Consider the following 20,386-nt stretch of genomic DNA (forward strand, 5'->3'; position numbering starts at 1 on the left):
AGCTAACCACTACTACTGCCTTCATGATTCGGGACTTCCACCCTATAGATTGCACCCATGCCGGGCGCACGAAAAAGGCTGTCGCAATGACAGCCTTTGGCGGTAATGTTCGGTTATGTAATGAAAGTGCCGTTTTCGTTTGGCCCCAATCAATTATTTCCCTTTGCCTTTATTCCTTCTAAAAATCAAAACAACGAAAAGAATCAATAGCAAGGCCAATATTGCATAAACGACGTTGGAATAAATGTCCATATACCCTACAATATCTTCCCACGAAGATCCAACGGCCGCCCCGATATTCACCAAGATGACGTTCCAAATTAACGTACCGGATGTAGTGTATAGCAGAAAGAGCCAAAAGCTCATATGGGACATGCCTGCAGGAATCGAGATCAAGCTTCTGATCAGCGGAACGAGTCTACAGAAAAACACGGTCCAGGCCCCGTACTTATCAAACCATGAATTCGCCTTATGGACGTCGGATACCGTTAACCGAAAAATATGCCCCCATCTATCCACGAACTTTTCAATAATTTTCACATCAAGAAGTAAACCAACCCCATAAAGGACGACCGCTCCTGCCACTGACCCCAGTGTCGAAGCAATCACGACACCGATAATTGTCATATTCGCCGTCGTCGTCATGAAACCGCCAAAAGTCAGAATGACCTCTGACGGGATCGGCGGGAAAATATTTTCCAATGCTATTAAAAGAAAGATTCCTATATACCCAAAATCATTCATGAATTCCGTAATCCAATTTTCCATTTAATCGCTCCTAACTGTATTGAGTCAATATCTGACCCTGTTACCCTCCGGCTGCTAACCTTGCAATAATCTTGTCCCTTTATTGCATATCTTTGTTCTTCCGCCGGTCTTGATACCTTTGAAAAAACCAAATGGAAATCGAAATCCAAAAACCACCCGCCAAATATCCGGCAATGATATCACTAGGATAATGGACCCCCAAGTATATTCGGCTTATACCTATTGAGAGGATCATCGACATGCTGAACAGAATCAATAGAACCCTTGCCCACTTAGCCGTAATATGACGCCATAGCAAAAATGTGAGAATACTGTATAAAGAGAATGCATTCATGGCATGTCCACTAGGGAAACTGTACCCCCCTATTTCGATGAGTCGATGTAAATCGGGCCGGGCGCGTCTAAAGAAAAGCTTAACCATAAAATTGAGAAGAGGTGAACCAATTATGACAGCACTGAATAAAATTAGTTCCAAACGATGCTTTAAAACCTTATATAAGAAAAACAATATGAACAAAGAAAGGATGATCAAGGCACTGGTTGAACCTATGTAGGTAAAGAACTTCATGATGCTCGTTAGTAAGGGCGACTCCAATCCCTGCACTAAGGCAATCACGACTTCATCAAATTTCAGGTATTCATTTGCACTTATGGTAAATGCAATGAAACTGAACCCTATTAAAGAAAGTACACTTACTATAAAGGCAATGGTTAATTGTTGCTTTAATCTCATAATAACATCCTTTCACTTTTGAAACCGTTTTAAATGGAATTATCCATTTTATCCTAACCTTCTTCATTATAGGCAGAATGTAAAGGCTTCATCGCCCGCAAACCTCACCCAGAGGATGCCGGAGCACACTTCCATCTACTTTTTCATACTACCCTATTGGTCATTATCACCTCAACTTCAGGTTACTTTAGATTCATACATTCACATGTACCGTTACATCTTCGGTTTCGTTTCACTTACCATTTTGTTTAATCATTCTAATGATCGATCTATGGCACAATCAAAATATACATATTTTGTATTTTCATTCTTAAACCAAAGGAAAAAGAAGCATGAATGTTAATTTTGGCAAGTACCGAAAAATTATGCTGAATGGAGAAATGATTTACCGGATGAATTGATGGAAAGTTAAAAGTGAGGGGAATGAACTTTGCTGAGGTTCAGGTGGCAGACCTATGTTCTTGGGGTTCTGGGCAGTACTTTATATAATGAAGGAGCAACGGTGATTAGTGTTGAACCATCAAAAAAGAATTGATTGAAGTAGCCAAGAATATCGATGGACAACGGATTATAGAATACTTTAACCCGGTATGCAGAAACCACTACCCTAAAACGTGATTTTTCGACATCGCAACCGTTTTAAGGGCTTGGCACTGGATTGACAGAGAAGAAACTCTAAAGGAAGTGAGGCGGGTTTTAAAAGCTATTGGTTCGTTTATCGTGATGTATTCGGGATTCACTTCAACAAGCAAAAAACCTTATGCAGGTTAGTGCACAAGGTTCTTTTCGTTTTTTAATGTGTACGGCGTGCCTTAAGCGGTAGTGATGTCAAAGTTTGCCCTGTCGCTGAATCAGTAAGATTTTCTTCTACCTGGAATGTTGGCACCGCTTCAATATGCTTGAATTTCTTCAGGAATGTTGTAAGCGCAATCTTTGCTTCCAGCCTCGCTAGCGGAGCTCCTAGGCAGAAATGGGGACCATTCCCGAATGTTAAATGTTTCTTATTATTAGGGCGGTGGATATTAAGGGTGAAGGCGTCTTCAAACATCTCTTCGTCCAAATTAGCTGCACTCATCCAAACAACCACGTTTTCCCCTTTTTTCAATTCCACTCCCAATAGATCGTTATCTTCCTGTACGGTGCGATCTAATTTAATGAGATTGAATCGGAAACGGAGCATTTCTTCGACCGCCTGCGGAACCAAATCCAGGTTTTCATGTAATTCCTGATAAACTTCAACGTCATCATATAGCAGGGAATAAAAGCTATTGGCCAGTAAATGACTTGTTGTCTCGACCCCTGCTCCTAAAATCAGCATGGTCGTCCGGACAACCTCATCATCCGTAAACATTTCCCCATCCACTTCTGACTTCAATAGATCTGAGATGATATCATCTGCCGGGTTTAATCGTTTTTGCACAACAATTGGATACAAATATTGATAGTATTCTTTTGCTGCCACTTGCTTCAATTCATTTACTTCTTCCTGTTTTTCTTTATCAAAAGGAAGGAATAAGATATCCACCCATTTCTTAAACAATAAACGATCTTTCGAGGGAACCCCCATTAAATCTGACATCACAATGATCGGAAGCGGACTCGCCAATGATTGCACAATATCGATTTCCGTTTCCTCATCCATTTGTCCAATCAATTCATCTGCAATTTCCTGAATGCGTGGTTCCCAGTTTTGAAGACTTCTAGGTGTGAATGCTGCGGCCAGCAGTGAACGGCGTTTTCTATGCTCAGGTGGATCACTTTCAGTTATTTTGATCTTTTCAGGGACTGCCCCTTCACCACTATCCGTTCCAACCGATATGGTAGTCCGTTTGCGAATACTTGAAAAATGTTTATAATCACTGAGAACCCGCTTCACATCTTCATATTTAAAAACATTCCACGTATCCGTTCCTTCGTGATAACTCACAGGGTCATTTTCTAACATCCGTTTACACCAAGCATACGGACTAAATTCCTCCGTCCGTGTTTTAAACCTAGTAAATTCTTTTATTGCAATAACTTCTTTCATGATACCGACTCCTCCCACTTCTCAAAGATACCTAACAAAAGGATCGAATGTTCAGTATTCTTAAATCTCAGTCGATTTGAATAGGGTCGAGCATTCCTGATAGACTTTTACCATTTACCTTAAACATGAATCTATTCCATTATAGGGTAAAACACTACAGCAGACCATGCATCTTCCATACCAGCACCCTCACATGAAATTTGCCCCACATTCCCAACAATCTATGTAAAACTGCTTATTTTTGACAATTCCCTTTCTTTTTCTATTTTTTTATGTCTCTTAATTGATGCTTAAAATCCAATCCTCTTTATCAAATTCGGGGACAGTGCTTTTGACTAAGTTATTTCAGTATAGATTTTTTATAATTGCCGGAGTTTGTAAAACCTGAACGTTGATTGGAACGCAGGGCACTCACTTTCCGCGGGCGGTCTTTGCGCCTGTGGGGTCTCCCTAGGACATGTTTTCCCGCATATATGGAATAAAACCATTACTAGATTGAAGAAATTTACGACACTCCTGCCGAAACTGCTAGCCGAGACCCCGGAGGCGCTTGCGGCAAGGGAGCGACTATCTAAAATCAACTGGAATTTTTTGAAAGAAAAAAACTGCAGGCAAACTCGATTCTCATCAAGCTTGCTTGCAGTTGGAACGGCAGTACGATGCAGCCGTCAATTTTTGCCTCTTTTAATCAGTTCATGTAAATCATCCATTTTCTTTTCCATGATATCTAGTCTGGTTTTACGGTGCTTGCTGGAACGGAAAAGGGATACGGCGCCAACAATGATCAGGATTAGAAATACAAGGCAAAACAATTGGTATATCAGATCAGCAATATTAAAACTACTCACTATGTGATCCCCCTAAAATGGCATTCTCAGTATTTATTATACACCAGGCAAAATTAACATTTTAACCTTTTTAAGGAGAAACGAGAATAAAAAAAACCGATAGCCAATTTGCTATCGGTTAATCTTTTATACCTCTATTTGTTGATCTTCAGTATCTTCTTGAGGCACAATCAATTCATTATAGAATGCAGCCAATGTAGTTCCGACATAAGGAAACAGCCATAGTAAACCAATTCCTATCGTGAACATGCAAAGGATGCCCCAACCTATGAAGCTTAGGTGCATAAGGAAATACTTCCATTTCAAGCCCTTCATTCTTTTTTTGCTTTCTGTAATGGCTTCAAGCACGGTGTATTCTGGATGATCCTTCAATAAGAAAAACACCTGCGAATAGGCGATGCTTTTGATGATACCGGGAATGATTAATAATAATGACCATAAAAAAATGAAAATAGCTTGTAAGATGGATGCCCCAATAAGCTTGAAAGAAGTTTTTCCATCTTTATAGATAGCGAATACTTCTGGAATATCAGGGTTTCCTTCCCTAACCAAATTCAAGTAGAACCAAGTGGTTGAAATGGTGAGCGGGATTAAGGCAATGGAAAAGACCATGCTGAAGATATCAGACCATAACGGTGTTTCTTCCTGCATGAACCATTGTGAAAACCCACCGCTTCCGATCACATCGACAATTATAGGTAAAATGAAATTGATCAAGAACAAGAGCAACATAAGCGAAACTGCTACTCCCCATTTACCTCCCAACGAATGAAGGGCTTTCCTTTTTAATTCTGAGATTCTCATACTCTGTAACTCCCCTTTTTTAAACGGAAGAATTCTGAACATTCACCATTTCATTGTAAATATGGATGAATTCAGAAAAACCGCTTTTTAATTGATGTCTAAATCTCACTTAGTATTTTAACATAATATTTCTAGCCATGGGCTTAAATTCCTAGAAAGCACTCACGGATAAAGAAAAACGGCTTAACCAGTTTCGAGCAATCAGGATCACCTCCCATCAGGCAATTAAATCGACTTGGCTTGTTTGTATAACAGTTTATGAAAGGGAATATGGCAATATGCCCTTTCCAAATGAAAAATACCTTCGCGAAACCATACCATGTTAAGGTGTATGGTCAGCGAAAGCGCTTTTATTTATCTTGGGTAAAAGTTTTTTCTTTATATAGTTCTTTTTTCCTTCCTGGCTTTGTCCTCGCCATTTATTGACCACAACAAAAAAAGAGCATCCCAAAGCTCAATCGCCTTGGAACGCCCTTTTTCCTATGATCAATCAGAGCCAGTTATAACGAAATCGTCTTGGAGCAAAGCTAAAGGAAGCTTTCTATTTATAGGATCCCCTGCCGAGACATTAATTTCAGTAATATGACCACTTGCACCAATTGAAACATCAATCAATTTCCCATCTTTCGTTTTCACTAAAAAGAGCCTCTCCCATTCATAAACATAGGAATTCTTTTGAACGTAAACTTGTTCGATGGTCCCATCCTGAGCACACTCGATGGTATGAATCGGTTTTAACACGGAATCACTCCTCCACTCTCCATTATTAGACTAAAGCTTATACCCAGCCACGGAATATTGAGGCTTCTGCCATTTTTCTGACACCCACCATATATGCTGCCAGCCTCATATTCACTTTTCTTGTCTCGGACATTTCATATACTTGATTAAATGAATTGACCAATAACGCTTTTAATTTAGTTTGGACCTCTTCATCTTCCCAATAATAACCTTGATTATTTTGAACCCATTCAAAGTAAGAAACTGTCACACCGCCTGAACTTGCCAATACATCAGGTACGAGAAGGACATTGCGTTCCGTCAAGATCTTGGTTGCTTCCAATGTGGTAGGTCCATTCGCTGCCTCCACGACAATTTGGGCTTTGATAAGATGTGCATTTTCTTTGGTGATTTGATTGGAAATGGCAGCAGGCACTAAAATATCACAATCTTGTTCCAGAAGTTCCTGATTGGTGATTGTATGATCGAATAGTGTCGTTACCGTTCCAAAGCTATCCCTTTTATCAAGTAAGTAATCGATATCCAGACCATCCTGGTTATAAATGGCACCATATGCGTCCGAAATCCCAATTACTTTCGCACCTGCATCGTGCATGAATTTGGCTAAAAAGCTTCCTGCATTCCCAAACCCTTGGACGATGATGCGTGCACCTTTCAATTCTATACCCTTACGTTTTGCCGCTTCCTCGATACAGATGGTGACTCCTTGAGCAGTCGCCTTTTCCCTACCGTGTGAACCGCCCAGAACCAGTGGCTTACCTGTAATGAAACCAGGAGAATCGTGTTCTCTTATTCTACTGTATTCATCCATCATCCATGCCATGATTTGTGAATTTGTATAAACATCCGGGGCCGGAATATCTTTTGTCGGCCCCACTATTTGGCTGATCGCCCGAACATACCCACGGCTAAGCCTTTCCAATTCACCGATGGACATTTGGCGCGGATCACAGATGATGCCGCCTTTTCCTCCGCCATATGGCAGATTCACGATTCCGCATTTCAAACTCATCCACATTGAAAGTGCCTTGACTTCTTCCTCATCGACTTCTGGATGAAAACGGATTCCGCCTTTTGTCGGACCGACAGCATCGTTGTGCTGGGCACGGTACCCAGTGAATATCTTCGTCGTATTGTCATCCATTTTAATCGGAATCCGGACGGTCAGCATCCGAAGAGGTTCCTTCAAGAGCTCGAACACTTCTTCAGAATAGCCAAGCTTATCAAGCGCCTCCTTGATTACGACCTGTGTTGAATCAAGCAAGCTGGCAGTTTCTTTTTCTTCTTTGACAGTTGTACTCAATGGAATTCACCTCATAGGGATATTAGGATAAAACTCTTTTAATGCGTTCGATTGCCCAATCCAAGTCTTCTTTAGTAATCACTAATGGCGGAGCAAAACGGATGACTGTATCATGTGTTTCTTTACATAGCAGTTTTTCTTCTTTAAGCTGCTCACAATAAGGTCTTGCAGCCTCTGTCAATTCAACCCCGATGAATAAGCCTCTACCACGGATTTCTTTAATCATCGGATTCTTGATTTCTTTTAAGCTATCCATAAAATATTGTCCAAGCTCCAATGAACGTTCCGCAAGCTTCTCATCTTCAAGTACTTCCAAAGAAGCGATGGAAACCGCACATGCCAATGGATTGCCGCCGAATGTAGAACCATGGGAACCAGGATTGAATACGCCAAGGATTTCGCGGTTTGCAGCTACGCAAGAGATCGGGAAAACCCCGCCGCCAAGCGCCTTGCCTAAAATGTACATATCCGGAACTACTCCATCCCAGTCAGAGGCGAACATTTTTCCTGAACGTCCAAGTCCTGATTGAATTTCATCAGAAATGAATAGGACATTATTTTCTTTACATAGTTCGTATGCTTCTTTTAAGAATCCTTGAGGCGGTATGATGATTCCAGCTTCACCTTGAATCGGTTCGATTAAAAATCCAGCCGTTTGCGGTGTAATCGCTTCTTTCAATGCATCAAGATCGCCATAAGGGATAAGCTTGACCCCTGGTAACATCGGTCCAAAGCCCCTTCTGTACTCTTCATCGGACGACAGGGACACGGCTGCCATTGTACGGCCATGGAAATTCCCGATACAAGCAATGATTTCCGCTTGGTTTTCTGCGATTCCTTTAACATCATAACCCCAGCGCCTAACAGCTTTGATTGCTGTTTCAACGGCTTCAGCACCCGTATTCATAGGAAGCGCCATGTCTTTTTGCGTAATGCGTGAAACCATTTCGTACCACGGGCCTAATTTATCACTATGGAATGCACGGGACGTCAATGTCACGCGATCGGCTTGTTTTTTTAATTCGTCGATGATTTTCGGATGCCTGTGACCTTGGTTCACTGCTGAATAGGCACTTAGCATATCCATATATTTGTTTCCTTCAGGATCTTCCACCCAAACTCCTTCTGCCTTCGAAATGACGATTGGAAGTGGATTATAATTGTTTGCACCATATTGTTCTGTTTGCTCGATTAATTTTTCCGTTACTGTTGTCATGTTGATTCCCCCTAAAATTATAGCGTTTCAGATGTTGTTTTTCCTTGAAGATGAAGAACTAAATAATCAGGACCGCCCGCTTTTGAATCTGTACCTGACATATTGAATCCGCCAAATGGCTGGTATCCGACAATGGCACCAGTACAGCCGCGATTGAAGTACAAGTTTCCTACGTGGAAATCTTCACGTGCTTGTTCGATATGTTCAATATTGTTCGAGATGACTGCACCTGTTAATCCATAATCCGTGTTATTGGCAATCTCGATTGCATGAGTGAAATCTTTTGCCTTACAGAACGCTACCACTGGTCCGAAAATCTCTTCTTTCATGACTCGTGCATTCTCATCCACATCGGCAATGATGGTTGGCTGGATGAAGAAACCTTTTGAATTGTCCCCTTCTCCCCCTGCAACAAGTTTCCCTTCTTTTTTACCGATTTCAACGTAGCTCATGACTTTGTCGTAAGCGGCTTGATCGATAACAGGACCCATGAAGTTGTTTACGTCCGTTGGTTCGCCGACCGTTTTTTCTTTCGTTAATTCAATGACACGATTCAAGACTTGGTCATATACATCTTCCACTATGACTGTCCGTGAACAAGCAGAACATTTTTGACCGGAGAATCCGAATGCAGAAGCGACGATGGATTGTGCTGCCAATTCCAAATCAGCTTCTTTATCAACAACGATCGTATCTTTACCGCCCATTTCAGCGATGACACGTTTCAACCAAATTTGGCCTTCATTTACTTTTGACGCACGCTCATAAATACGGATTCCCACATCACGAGATCCGGTAAAGCTGATGAAACGTGTACGAGGATGATCTACCAAATAATCGCCAACTTCAGCACCGCTTCCTGGAATGAAGTTCACAACTCCTGCAGGTAATCCCGCTTCTTCCAACACTTCGATGAATTTAGCTGCAATGACCGGTGTTGTACTGGCCGGTTTCAATAAGACGGTATTTCCTGAAACAAGAGCCGCTGTCGTCATGCCTGCCATGATCGCAAACGGGAAATTCCAAGGTGAGATGATGACACCGACACCAAGTGGAATATAACTGAATGCATTGTGTTCAATCGGACGGCTTTCCACTGGCATTCCGTCTTTAAGCTTCAGCATTTGACGTGCATAGTATTCCATGAAATCGATCGCTTCCGCTGTATCTGCATCCGCTTCATTCCAAGGTTTTCCTGCTTCTTTAACCAATAGAGCCGAGAAGTAGTGTTTTCTTCTCCGGACGATGGCTGCAGCCCTGAATAAAATATTTGCACGCATTTCCGCTTTCGTTTTTCTCCAAGTTTGGAAAGTCTTATCTGCCGCTTGCATGGCTTGCTCAGCAAGATCCTTATTTGCTTTGGATACGGTTCCAATAACTTCTTCTTTATTTGCTGGGTTTACAGAGGTAATGACTTCATCAGTAAACACTTTTTCACCATTAATGACTAGCGGGTATTTCTTCCCTAAATCATTAGCTACATCATTTAATGCCACTTGAAAAGCTTTATTGTTTTCTTCGATTTTAAAATTAGTAAATGGTTCGTGTTTATATGGTTGGACCATTATGGCTCATCTCCCTAAAGTTTTATATTTTTTTCTCTCGCTTATTAAACAAGCAAGTTCCGTGCCAACTTTTCATTTTTTTGAAAAAAACATTGTTTTTTCATAAAATATGCAATGAAATTCAGCACTTATGGGGCAATATTGGCATAGCATGCCATTTTTTTTTGCTCTAGCCCCTATTTTTTTCACTTAAACCTTACACTTTTTATTAATGCAAGATTCATGCCAACGTGTAAAATCATAAAAAGGGGCATTTTTATCCTTTTTCCGCAAAATATTTTTGCACTTCAATGCAAAATAATCTTGCTGTGCAAATTTTATTTGCACCTTTTCTATATTTCTACTACAATAGCTCTAAGAAATGTGAAAAGGGGAGGCATCCATGTATTTAGATCAAATCGTTAAAATAGAAGGTTTTCAAACCATCCTCCACTCGCTTGTGGATGTAATCGATATCGGGATACACATAATCGATATAAAAGGACGAACCATTGTTTATAACAAAAAAATGGCTGAAATTGAAGGAATGGAATCGGAAGAAGTATTAGGGAAAAAGATTCACGAGATCTTTATATTCAAGGAAGAAACGGAGAGCACATTAATACGGGCACTTCATTCTGGAAGGAAGACCGAAAACTCGAAGCAGACCTACTTCAATAATCTCGGACAAGAAATTACAACAATCAATAATACGTTTCCGATTTTGGATCAGAACCAAAATATCATTGGAGCAATTGAAGTGGCAAAGGATATAACGAATCTCGAAAGAATCATTAAAGATAATATCTTGAATAAGGGCGATACCAAATATACGTTTGACAGCATCATCGGAACGAGTGAAAATTTCCTGGAAGTCATAGAAAAGTGCAAGCGCTCGACCAGGACGGCATCCTCCATCCTCATCGTTGGGGAAACGGGCACCGGAAAAGAGCTCTTCGCCCAAAGCATCCATAATGGCAGCAGCCGTTCGACACAACCTTTCATCAGCCAAAACTGTGCTGCCCTGCCAGACAGTCTAATTGAAGGAATACTCTTCGGCACAAAGAAAGGCGCCTTCACCGGATCGATCGAAAGACCTGGATTATTCGAACAGGCACAGGGCGGTACCATCCTGCTAGATGAAATCAACTCATTAAATCCGAACATGCAAGCGAAATTATTACGGGCCCTTCAAGAAAGGACGATTCGCCGTGTTGGGGATACTAAGGATAAAAAAATTGACGTTCGGGTCATTGCAACGATAAATGAAGATCCGATAGACGCCATTTCAAATGATCATTTACGAAAGGATTTATATTATCGATTAAGCGTCGTATCGTTATTCATCCCACCCCTTCGTGAACGGAAAGAGGATATTCCTTTGCTGGCACAATCCTTCATCGAGAAATTCAATGCGCTGTTCGAATTGAATATTGAAGGGATTAGCGAAGAGGTCTACTCACTATTTTATGATTACGACTGGCCCGGGAACGTAAGGGAACTTGAACATATCATTGAGGGGGCCATGAATTTACTGGAACCTGGCGAAACAAAGATTGCCATCAATCACCTTCCCACTCTCTTTAGAAAGAAAGCCCATTTTGAAGACATTCATCCCGAGAAAAAAGATGTCAAAACAAATGGAGATCTACAGGAGTCGACCTTATCTCTTGATGATTATATCGCCAATACTGAAAAGCAATACTTGGAGAAGATATTAAAGGAACATGGCATGAATATCTCCCAAGCAGCTAAAGCCCTGAATATCAGCCGCCAAAGTCTTCAATATCGTTTGAAAAAGTATCAGGATAAATAACCACAAAGAAGGCCCCCATTGATATATGGGGCCTTCTTTGCTCGTTTATCCTGTAACTATGCGATTCCTTTCATTAGAAAAACTTCGCAATCAGAATGTTTCAGCCGCTTTTGCAACGTTTTCCAAACCATCCGCGATGATTTTTTGAGTCCGATCCGGATACTGATTATGTCCTTCAATGACCACTGCCTCCGGATTGTTGATTCCCCACAGGCTAATGATGTTTTTAACTAAATTCACGGCCATTTCAGCAGAAGCCATTCCTTCCAATGCATAATCCGAACCGCGGGCATTCAATAGCATGACCTTTTTATCGCCAGCATACCCAACTGGTCCCTCCGCCGTATAATTGAACATTTTACCTGCTTGTGCCAAATAGGAAAGGTATGTGATCAGCGGTGCAGGAACCGTTGCGTTCCATAGAGGGAAAGCGAATACCACTTTATCCATGGCTAGGAATTGATTTAAATATTGGTCAACCAGTTTTGCCGCTTTTTCCTCTTCGGCTGTCAGTTCAAGACCCTGGTTGCGTTTATACAAACCAGTAATGGCTGTATTCCCATAGTAAGGGAGTTCTTCTTTAAATAAATCCAACTCGGTCACTTCATCTGTACGGTGTGTCTCTTTATATGTTTCTAAAAATGTGTCATACATTTTCGAGCTGATTGCCTGATCTGCTGGACGATCATTCACTTTAATGAATAATACTTTTGTCATTTGTCCATTCTCCCCTGCCGCGGTTTCTTTATTTCCAAATAATCTACTTAAGAATCCCATTATCCTCACCCTTGCTTTCTGCTTTAAATTCAGACGACTAAATGAATCTCATTGCCTGATGGATCTGTTACACTGAAAAACTCTTCTTTTTCCGTGACGACAGCCCCGATTTCTTTCAGTTGCTCCCTTACTTTGTTTCTCGCATCTTCATCTGCAAAAACGAGGGTATACCAGTTCAGCCCCACACTATTTTCCTTTGGAGCAGGGGCGCCAACGCCATTCCATGTGTTCAACCCGATGTGGTGATGATATCCCCCGGTGGAAGTGAAGAGCGCTCCTCCATATCTATTCACGACGGTAAACCCAAGACCTTGCATGTAAAACTCCTCCGTTTTACGTAAATCTGATACATGCAGGTGTATATGTCCCATTAATGTACCTGCAGGCAGTGCACTCCACTCGCCACTACTTTCTTCCAGAAGGTCATTTCCATCCAACGGATCCGTGCCCATCGCAACCTCCCCATCAGCCCATCTCCAATCGGTGGATGGCCGGTCAGAGTATACTTCGATGCCATTGCCGTCCGGATCGGTAATGTACAGCGCTTCACTCACTTCATGATCCGCCGCTCCAAATGGATATTTCGTTTGAAGTAAATGGCGTAAAAAAATCGATAAGTCTGCACGGGTCGGCAGCAAAAGGGCAAAGTGATATAAGCCCGTCGTCCGCCCTTCTTTCGGAATCACATCAGCAGGCTGCTCAAGTGTAAGCAACGGGGTTTTTCCGTCTGTCGTTAAAACAGCTTGCCTTTCTGTTTTCTTCAATACTTGAAGACCGATGATATCTTGATAAAAAGTGATGGCATTTTTCAAATCCAAAACATTAATACTGACTTCGCCAACAAAAGTTACTGGTTTTTGATGAAAATTCTCCATATCGTCACTTCCCTTTTTTATTGAAAATCATGTTATCCAAAGAAAGAACAGTTCGGTTTGCACACACTAGATATACAGACATGGCCAGTAATGCCAAGTCCAGTTCGTAGCCCGCCGCTTGCCCGTTTCCAAGAAAACCAGCAGGTAATTTAGCCGTGAAAATCGCCCCCGCCATAATGACCACAAACAGCACGGAAACGATACGTGTTCCCAAACCCAGTATAACCGCAAGTCCTCCAATCAATTCGATACTTGCAACGATGTATGCCATGAACCCAGGAATACCAAGGCTATCGAAAAATCCCGCCGTGTTCCCTATGCCCCCTTGAAACTTTGAAACGCCGTGAATGAAAAAAGTAAGACCTAAGATCACCCGTAAAAAAACTTGACCTGCTTCATTTCTATTCATATATAAATTCTCTCCTTTTTTGTTGGTTACTTTATGTAAGTAATTATATTTTAATAAGTCCATATTGTCAAGTAAGCTTATCGGAATTTCTTTTTTCCCTAAATAAAAACGAATTGCAGAAAGCAACTCGTTCCAATGATGTCACTGTTTAAATGTGTAATACATGTTTGAATGATGGTGAAAGTAACCGCAATGGTTCTCCCGACTTCCTCACATGCCACCTTACTGAATTTTGTCGCATCAACGGGCTCATATAACAATTGATGAATGCCGTCCACCGACCGTATTGCGACGGTTGCGTCACGGTTTGTCTGAAATATACATTCCAGTATTTCTTCTTTATTAAGAACCAGGCTGGCAATCCAGACAAGATCGAGCTCCATGTAGTCATGAAGGGCGCCATCATTCCAAACTCACGAGTATTTACTCCAAACTCACGAGTATTTACTCCAAATTCACGAGTATTTGCTCCAAACTCACGAGTATTTACTCCAAACTCACGAGTATTTACTCCAAATTCACGAGTATTTGCTCCAAATTCACGAGTATTTACTCCAAATTCACGAGTATTTACTCCAAATTCACGAGTATTTGCTCCAAACTCTCGAGTATTTGCTCCAAACTCACGAGTATTTACTCCAAACTCACGAGTATTTGCTCCACTCACGAGTATTTACTCCAAATTCACGAGTATTTACTCCGAATTCACAAGTATTTGCTCCAAACTCACGAGTATTTGCTCCAAACTCACGAGTATTTACTCCAAATTCACGAGTATTTGCTCCAAATTCACGAGTATTTACTCCAAATTCACGAGTATTTACTCCGAACCCGTGGAATCAGCTTTAAATCTCGTGCAATAGCACCAAACTCTTAAGTAAATGCACCAAAATCTCGATTTATTGCACTATTCCGCCTTCAAGCAATTCATATTTTCAACATATAAAGCCCCTTTCGCTAAACAAATCAAAATGATTACTATTTACATTTTAGAAAAACAACTCTTTTTCTTGACTGCCCTTCATCATAAAACGTAATAATTACCATTTATAAGATTTTGTTTCGTTATTGTTAAACGGCCCGTACCTTCAGCTTTCAAGGTAATGCTGCTTTACATGATGATAAGTCATCGACTTTTTCGATAAGAAAAAACTCCTGAAAAATTATTTCAGGAGTTCTATTTTTATTTTTTCAAGTCGTTGTAATGAGTGATAACTTCTTTGGTTATTTCGCTATTTTCGTCCAATCCGCTAACTTCTTTAAGTGCGGTAGCTATACCGTGTTCTTTGATCATCGTTTGCAGTTTAAGGGCTTCTTCATCTTCGTTAAAATCAAAGAGTAAAGCGGCGGCTATCGCTTTCGCAAGATTAGTAAAGGAAAGTCCGGATTTTTTAGCTTCTACGGCAGGGCGCACGAGACGGTCGTTTGGCCCGAGCTTACGCAGCGGTGAACGGCCGACTCTATTCACCGAGTCATTCAGGTAGGAGTTTTTAAATCGATTAATGATTTTTTCGATATACTGTTGATGCTCATCTGCGTCCAGACCGTATTGCTTTATTAAATAAGCACCCGTTTCCCCTAGGGTTTTCTTGACTTGCTCTACAATGCCTGCATCTTCCAATGATTGGTCAATCGTCGATTTTTTATTTTTGAGATAACCGAGGTAAGCAATAACGGCATGTCCTGTATTAACGGTGAACAGTTTTCTCTCAATGAATGGAGCGAGTTCTTTTACAATGGTCATCCCTTCCACGGCAGGAATGCTTTCATTCGTTTCAACGACCCATTCATAATAAGGTTCCACCAAAACATCGAGTGATCCTTCGTTATTTTGGATAGGAACGATGCGATCGACTGCTGAGTTAAAGAAGTATACTTTATCGGCTAGTTTTTCTTTTGTATCTTGATCCAAGTTTTCTAGGATGTACCCTTCTAAAAGGTCTGTTGCCGATATTTGGTTTTCACAAGCGATCACATATAATTTTTCATCAGTTTCCTTCACCCTTGAGGCTAATCCTTTTGCAATTAAAGGAGCGATATGAGGCAAAATATTGGGACCGATAGCAGTGGTAAGGTAGGTTGCTTTTGAAATTGCTTTAATGATTTCCTCTTCCTGCTTTAAGCTGTTTAATCCCGAAACATTTTCTACTGTTACGGATTCTTGTTGATCAGTAGCCAGTTTGACTTGATATTGCTTTTTATCATTTAACTGATCGATGATTTGATCGGCTATGTCCACAAAAGTCACATGATATCCAGATTGTGAAAAGAGTGCTCCGATAAATCCTCTTCCAATGTTTCCTGCACCGAAATGTACTGCTTGTTTCATTACAATCATCCCTTTATCAAGTTAGTATATAAATAGTCCAAAAATACGGCTTCCAGCCTTCTGTTAATCATTTCCTCGTCCGAAGATGAAAAAATCATGATGGATTCATTGCTTTCAATTAAGCTTGAGCTTATTAAGCTGACGATTTCCTGCTGCTTCACACTCAATTCTTCAGGTGCCAGCATCAGCAGTAAATTTTTCATATGGACGTCCTTTCCATCCATACCTTTGACCAGACGATATTCCTCCAGGTGGGCCACCTGGAATATAAGTTCTTTCACATTCTTGTGTCTCGTATGGAAAAGGCCCATTCCAGTGCCAGGAATGCCTAAACCACCTTTTTTTTCCCGTTCGTTCAAGGATTCGATTACATCATCCGCACCCATTAGCAGTGATTCATTTTCAGCCATCCTGACCATTTCTTCGATGATTTCTGGATGTCCTTTAAGATGCGGCAGCCGATAAAACCGGAAATTATCCATGATTGACTCGATGCTCTGCTGGGCATCTTTCAATTCCTGCAGCACTTCTTTCAATTCGCCATCCTCTTTTTTTGGCAGGCTATGGGCTGAATGACTGCCATAACGCTTATTCTTCGTGAAGTTTTCGATATTCTTCCTTAAATAATTCCTGATGTTCAATATATTCTCTTCACTCAAAAGAGGGGATACGAGGATATAATCCATATCGATATACGGAAGACGAACGGTAGAAATAATCACATCATAGTTTTTCAGGCTGCCCTGCTGCTGGATGTCTTTGATCGTCTTGATTTCTACAGTCTCGATTTCGATGATTTCTTTTTTGATCCGGCTTGCAAGCATCTTCGACGTGCCGATACCTGTCGGGCAAACGATGAGTGCCGTAATTGATATTTCTTCCTCCCGCAGCACTAATGCAGATCCGAAATGCAGGACGATGAAGGCTATTTCATCTTCAGGAAATTCTTTTATTTCTTTGAATCCTTTTTCCAGACTTGTCTTCACTGCCAAAAAGAGAACCGGATACTTTCGTTTAATATCTTCGGTTAAGGGGTTGTACAATCCCATTTCCTGTTTGATCCGGAAAAGTGACGGTTCCATATGGGCAAGGAGCCCTTGATACAATGGGAAATCCTTGGTCAAATCGATTTGCAGTTGTGCCGAAACATCTTTTATCAGGTTCCTTATCAGCTGGCCTAATACCACACTGTCATATGGAACGGCATCAGCCGCATGAAGCTTGGAACCTTTAAGGATGGCTGCCAGGTAGCTTATATCATCGATGGTAAAAGAGACTTCCAGCATGGTGCTGAGTTCCTTGCCTATTTTATTCATGAGATTATTCTCATCGGAAAGTTCCCTTATTTTCTTGAAGTCCTTCTCCAAAAAAAATTGGCTTTCATTCCTTTGCAGGGTTACATAAATATGTACAATTAACCCTATATACCCGCTATCCGCCAATCGAGAATGGACACTGTTAAAAGTGGAAAACAGCACCCCATCGATAGCCAGAAGATATTCGGGATCGAAATAGTCGAGGATTTTCGCTTCTGGGAATTTTCCTTCTTGCAACAAAAATAAACTTTCAATCAGCTCTTCATTAAAAAAGTGCAAAAAATAGGCTGCCTGGGCTTTCCGTTTATTTTCTTCAGTGCCGGCAAGCTCTATTCCGACTCCCCTTTTTCTCGTAATCACGATATTAAAATTCTTTAACCATTCAGTCAGTTCGTCCAAATAGGTTGTAAGAGTCGTAATGCTTATACCGAGATCCCCCGCAAGAACTTGAGTTTTATATGATTCTTCCTGCAGTAAAGCTAACAGGAGATGCAACTTTCTTTCTTTTGGCGTTTGATCGATTGGATGATTTCCCATCAGATGCTGTACAAGCCGAAAGACTTGTTCATTCTTCCCATCTATGGTCAGTCCCTCATGCGTATTGCGTGTTAAATGCAACTCAAATGATTGCAGGATTTTTTCTATGGACTTCAGATCACGTTGAACAGTCCGGACACTCACATTCAGTTGTGTCGCAATGGAAATGGCCGTATGTTTCCCGGAAGTTTTTATGATCAATTCTATGATTGATTTTTCCCTTGAAGTAATATACATGCTACCAACTCATTTCTGGTGGAGTAACACGAGAAAATACTGAATAGAAAAGCGTAAAACGCTTTTCTATTCTTGGTTAAGTTTATTTAATTATTTCCGACATCTATAATATCCATCAATTCCCTGGCTGATGTGGCTTTAACCATCTTTTCGATATTCTCCATCTCAGAGCAGGTAACCGCAATGCCAGATAGAATTTCAAGATGTGTTCCGTCCTTGCCGGCAATGCCGAATATCAATCGTGCCTTTTGGCCGTCAAAGTCAACACCATCAGGAATTTGTAGAACGGTAAATCCAGATTTAAGGACATCTTTCTTCGCTTCCTCGGTTCCGTGCGGAATGGCTACATCATTCCCCATATAGGTTGAAGTCAATTCATCACGGGCAATCATTGCTTCAATATAGCTTTCCTTAACGTATCCTGCATTGACCAAAGCTCTTCCCGCAAAGCGGATCGCTTCTTCCTTATTGGCGAATTGTTGATTAAGGAAGACGTTTTCTTCGCGAAGCAGATCATTATCATCCGGTGCATCTTCTTCACCTGCATCGATGCCAGGTTCAATTGTATGTTCACGAACGCCGGGAACCTTCTCTTCAGCATCTTCGACGATTTCATGCAGCTCATCAACGCCGTCATCCTGAAGACGTGCAAGCAATGAATCGTATTCAGGGCTCGATAGGAAATTATCGACGGATACATGATAAGCATTCGGCACTTTATTCTGTGCCCTTGGAGTTAACTCTTCCTGTGTTATGACGATTTGTGCATCAGCAGGAATGTTCGAGATCGCTGTATTGGTCACGGTGATATTCAATCCGGCTTCCTTCACCTTCTTACGAAGCAGCGAAGCTCCCATCGCACTTGATCCCATCCCAGCATCACAGGCAAATATTATTTTGCTGACGTTTGTCGGCATCGTTCCCGGATCTGAAGCGAATACATCAGCAACAGAGCTTTTCTTGCCTTTCATTTCTTGCATTTTTTTCGCGGCATCTTCAATATTCTCTTCAGATTGCTTTCCTGTTTTCAAGACGAATGCACCGACGATGAATGAAACAAGGGCGGCTACGATCACGCCTGCAAAGTTAGCAATATATGCGCCCGCATTATGCGGAGTTACTGCTGTAATGGCAAGTATGCTTCCTGGAGAAGCTGGAGCGAACAATCCTCCGCCTAAAAGCACCAAAGTGAAAACTCCACTCATGCCTCCAAGAATGACCGCTAAGAATAACATCGGTTTCATTAGGATATAAGGGAAATAAATTTCATGGATCCCGCCGAAGAAATGAATGATGGCAGCTCCCGGCGCCGATTTCTTCGCAGTTCCTTTTCCAAAAAAGCAATAGGCAAGCAGTACGCCAATACCTGGACCAGGATTAGATTCCAGGAGGAACAAGATGGAAGACCCTGTTTGTTTTACTTGCTCTACACCGATTGGTGATAGTACACCATGATTAATGGCATTGTTCAAGAACAATACCTTGGCAGGCTCGATCAGGATACTTGTCAAAGGCAGTAAACCTGTACCGACAAGCCAATCGACTCCTGCTACAAGCCATCCTGTAAATACGTCTACAGCAGGCCCGATGGCCAAGAAGGATAGAATGGATAATAAGCCCCCAAGTATCCCCGCCGAGAAATTATTTACAAGCATTTCAAAGCCGGCTTTTATTTTCCCTTCAATCAGTTGATCGAATTTCTTGATGGCATAACCGCCGAACGGTCCCATTATCATTGCACCAAGGAACATCGGGATGTCAGAACCAACGATGACACCCATTGTCGCAATGGCACCAACTACGCCACCTCTATGGTCATGGATTAGCTTACCGCCTGTATAACCAATTAAAAGCGGCAGTAAAAACGTAACCATTGGTGTAACCATTTTGGCAAGGCTTTCATTTGGCAGGAAACCAGATGGTATGAATAGGGCAGTGATTAACCCCCATGCTATGAAAGCGGATATATTCGGCATGACCATTGAACTTAGAAAGTTACCGAATTTTTGAACGGCAACCTTTATATTAAAGTGAGCCATTTTGCTCTCTTCCCTTCATATTAATATCGTTTCATTAATCTTAAGGTACGTACCTTCCGCATTCA

Annotated in this window: 19 protein-coding genes; 3 read left to right on the forward strand and 16 right to left on the reverse strand. The window is 41.3% G+C overall.

All coding sequences use genetic code 11. The annotated features are described in order from the left end of the window. On the forward strand, positions 1-182 hold a 182-nt coding region (locus tag SB775_RS20280), incomplete at its 5' end, for a hypothetical protein (RefSeq protein WP_410863013.1). On the opposite strand, the gene SB775_RS20285 is transcribed toward SB775_RS20280, so the two are convergent. Both SB775_RS20285 and SB775_RS20290 read right to left on the reverse strand, forming a co-directional pair. Further along, a complete protein-coding gene (locus tag SB775_RS20285) occupies positions 154-768 on the reverse strand; it encodes a DedA family protein (protein WP_061464515.1) in 615 nt (204 codons plus the stop codon). The two genes, SB775_RS20280 and SB775_RS20285, sit on opposite strands and share 29 nt — an antisense overlap. Before the next feature lie 79 nt (positions 769-847). Continuing rightward, complete coding sequence (locus SB775_RS20290; RefSeq protein WP_410863015.1) at positions 848-1,501, reverse strand: phosphatase PAP2 family protein; 654 nt, start codon at positions 1,499-1,501, stop codon at positions 848-850. A 627-nt stretch (positions 1,502-2,128) separates the two neighbouring features. Here SB775_RS20290 and SB775_RS20295 point away from each other — a divergent pair. After that, the gene (locus SB775_RS20295) at positions 2,129-2,272 is read left to right on the forward strand and encodes a hypothetical protein (RefSeq protein ID WP_353958000.1); all 144 of its coding nucleotides are present in this window, start codon (positions 2,129-2,131) and stop codon (positions 2,270-2,272) included. A gap of 22 nt (positions 2,273-2,294) precedes the next feature. Here the strand turns inward: SB775_RS20295 and SB775_RS20300 are convergent, their stop codons facing one another. The 7 genes from SB775_RS20300 to pruA form a co-directional block, all read right to left on the reverse strand. Beyond that, on the reverse strand, positions 2,295-3,533 hold the full coding sequence (locus SB775_RS20300; RefSeq protein WP_410863067.1) for a cytochrome P450: 1,239 nt from the start codon (positions 3,531-3,533) through the stop codon (positions 2,295-2,297). A 665-nt stretch (positions 3,534-4,198) separates the two neighbouring features. Continuing rightward, a complete protein-coding gene (locus SB775_RS20305; protein ID WP_061464519.1) occupies positions 4,199-4,378 on the reverse strand; it encodes a hypothetical protein in 180 nt (59 codons plus the stop codon). Positions 4,379-4,504: 126 nt separating this feature from the next. Further along, positions 4,505-5,182: a DUF975 family protein gene (locus SB775_RS20310; RefSeq protein ID WP_089364896.1), complete on the reverse strand. Its 678-nt coding sequence runs from the start codon at positions 5,180-5,182 to the stop codon at positions 4,505-4,507. 486 nt (positions 5,183-5,668) lie between these two features. Beyond that, on the reverse strand, positions 5,669-5,923 hold the full coding sequence (locus SB775_RS20315) for a biotin/lipoyl attachment domain-containing protein (RefSeq protein ID WP_089364895.1): 255 nt from the start codon (positions 5,921-5,923) through the stop codon (positions 5,669-5,671). Between the two features lie 37 nt (positions 5,924-5,960). Further along, positions 5,961-7,226, reverse strand: coding sequence for a Glu/Leu/Phe/Val family dehydrogenase (locus SB775_RS20320; RefSeq protein ID WP_410863017.1), 1,266 nt, complete (start codon positions 7,224-7,226; stop codon positions 5,961-5,963). Positions 7,227-7,248: 22 nt separating this feature from the next. Next, the gene (locus tag SB775_RS20325) at positions 7,249-8,442 is read right to left on the reverse strand and encodes an ornithine--oxo-acid transaminase (RefSeq protein ID WP_089364893.1); all 1,194 of its coding nucleotides are present in this window, start codon (positions 8,440-8,442) and stop codon (positions 7,249-7,251) included. Between the two features lie 17 nt (positions 8,443-8,459). Beyond that, positions 8,460-10,007, reverse strand: coding sequence for an L-glutamate gamma-semialdehyde dehydrogenase (gene pruA, locus SB775_RS20330; RefSeq protein ID WP_061464524.1), 1,548 nt, complete (start codon positions 10,005-10,007; stop codon positions 8,460-8,462). Between the two features lie 382 nt (positions 10,008-10,389). On the opposite strand from pruA, the gene SB775_RS20335 reads away from it, so the two are divergent. Next, positions 10,390-11,802, forward strand: coding sequence for a sigma-54 interaction domain-containing protein (locus SB775_RS20335; RefSeq protein WP_410863018.1), 1,413 nt, complete (start codon positions 10,390-10,392; stop codon positions 11,800-11,802). Positions 11,803-11,892: 90 nt separating this feature from the next. Here SB775_RS20335 and SB775_RS20340 read toward each other — a convergent pair whose 3' ends face one another. From SB775_RS20340 to SB775_RS20370, 7 genes are all read right to left on the reverse strand, one after another. Beyond that, entirely contained in the window at positions 11,893-12,579 is a 687-nt protein-coding gene (locus SB775_RS20340; RefSeq protein ID WP_410863019.1) for an FMN-dependent NADH-azoreductase, read from the reverse strand. Between the two features lie 29 nt (positions 12,580-12,608). Beyond that, positions 12,609-13,454, reverse strand: a complete 846-nt coding sequence (locus SB775_RS20345; RefSeq protein ID WP_410863021.1) for a VOC family protein — start codon at positions 13,452-13,454, stop codon at positions 12,609-12,611. 4 nt (positions 13,455-13,458) lie between these two features. Then, a complete protein-coding gene (locus SB775_RS20350; protein ID WP_089363791.1) occupies positions 13,459-13,863 on the reverse strand; it encodes a DoxX family protein in 405 nt (134 codons plus the stop codon). Between the two features lie 148 nt (positions 13,864-14,011). Continuing rightward, entirely contained in the window at positions 14,012-14,530 is a 519-nt protein-coding gene (locus SB775_RS20355) for a hypothetical protein (protein WP_410863022.1), read from the reverse strand. A gap of 516 nt (positions 14,531-15,046) precedes the next feature. Next, positions 15,047-16,192 (reverse strand): mannitol-1-phosphate 5-dehydrogenase, encoded by a 1,146-nt coding sequence (locus tag SB775_RS20360; protein ID WP_410863023.1) that lies wholly within the window; start codon positions 16,190-16,192, stop codon positions 15,047-15,049. Between the two features lie 5 nt (positions 16,193-16,197). Next, positions 16,198-18,282 (reverse strand): BglG family transcription antiterminator, encoded by a 2,085-nt coding sequence (locus SB775_RS20365; RefSeq protein ID WP_410863025.1) that lies wholly within the window; start codon positions 18,280-18,282, stop codon positions 16,198-16,200. Between the two features lie 86 nt (positions 18,283-18,368). Next, positions 18,369-20,321, reverse strand: a complete 1,953-nt coding sequence (locus SB775_RS20370; RefSeq protein ID WP_410863027.1) for a PTS mannitol transporter subunit IICBA — start codon at positions 20,319-20,321, stop codon at positions 18,369-18,371. Between the last annotated feature and the right edge of the window lie 65 nt (positions 20,322-20,386).

This window comes from Peribacillus sp. SIMBA_075 (genome assembly GCF_046534585.1).

What these genes read in the sequence shown, in the direction of transcription:
- SB775_RS20340 (WP_410863019.1), bottom strand. Translation starts at nt 12,579, where the DNA reads ATGGGATTCTTAAGTAGATTATTTGGAAATAAAGAAACCGCGGCAGGG.
- SB775_RS20290 (WP_410863015.1), bottom strand. Translation starts at nt 1,501, where the DNA reads ATGAGATTAAAGCAACAATTAACCATTGCCTTTATAGTAAGTGTACTT.
- SB775_RS20370 (WP_410863027.1), bottom strand. Translation starts at nt 20,321, where the DNA reads ATGGCTCACTTTAATATAAAGGTTGCCGTTCAAAAATTCGGTAACTTT.
- SB775_RS20310 (WP_089364896.1), bottom strand. Translation starts at nt 5,182, where the DNA reads ATGAGAATCTCAGAATTAAAAAGGAAAGCCCTTCATTCGTTGGGAGGT.
- SB775_RS20350 (WP_089363791.1), bottom strand. Translation starts at nt 13,863, where the DNA reads ATGAATAGAAATGAAGCAGGTCAAGTTTTTTTACGGGTGATCTTAGGT.
- SB775_RS20360 (WP_410863023.1), bottom strand. Translation starts at nt 16,192, where the DNA reads ATGAAACAAGCAGTACATTTCGGTGCAGGAAACATTGGAAGAGGATTT.
- SB775_RS20365 (WP_410863025.1), bottom strand. Translation starts at nt 18,282, where the DNA reads ATGTATATTACTTCAAGGGAAAAATCAATCATAGAATTGATCATAAAA.
- SB775_RS20325 (WP_089364893.1), bottom strand. Translation starts at nt 8,442, where the DNA reads ATGACAACAGTAACGGAAAAATTAATCGAGCAAACAGAACAATATGGT.
- SB775_RS20345 (WP_410863021.1), bottom strand. Translation starts at nt 13,454, where the DNA reads ATGGAGAATTTTCATCAAAAACCAGTAACTTTTGTTGGCGAAGTCAGT.
- SB775_RS20335 (WP_410863018.1), top strand. Translation starts at nt 10,390, where the DNA reads ATGTATTTAGATCAAATCGTTAAAATAGAAGGTTTTCAAACCATCCTC.
- pruA (WP_061464524.1), bottom strand. Translation starts at nt 10,007, where the DNA reads ATGGTCCAACCATATAAACACGAACCATTTACTAATTTTAAAATCGAA.
- SB775_RS20285 (WP_061464515.1), bottom strand. Translation starts at nt 768, where the DNA reads ATGGAAAATTGGATTACGGAATTCATGAATGATTTTGGGTATATAGGA.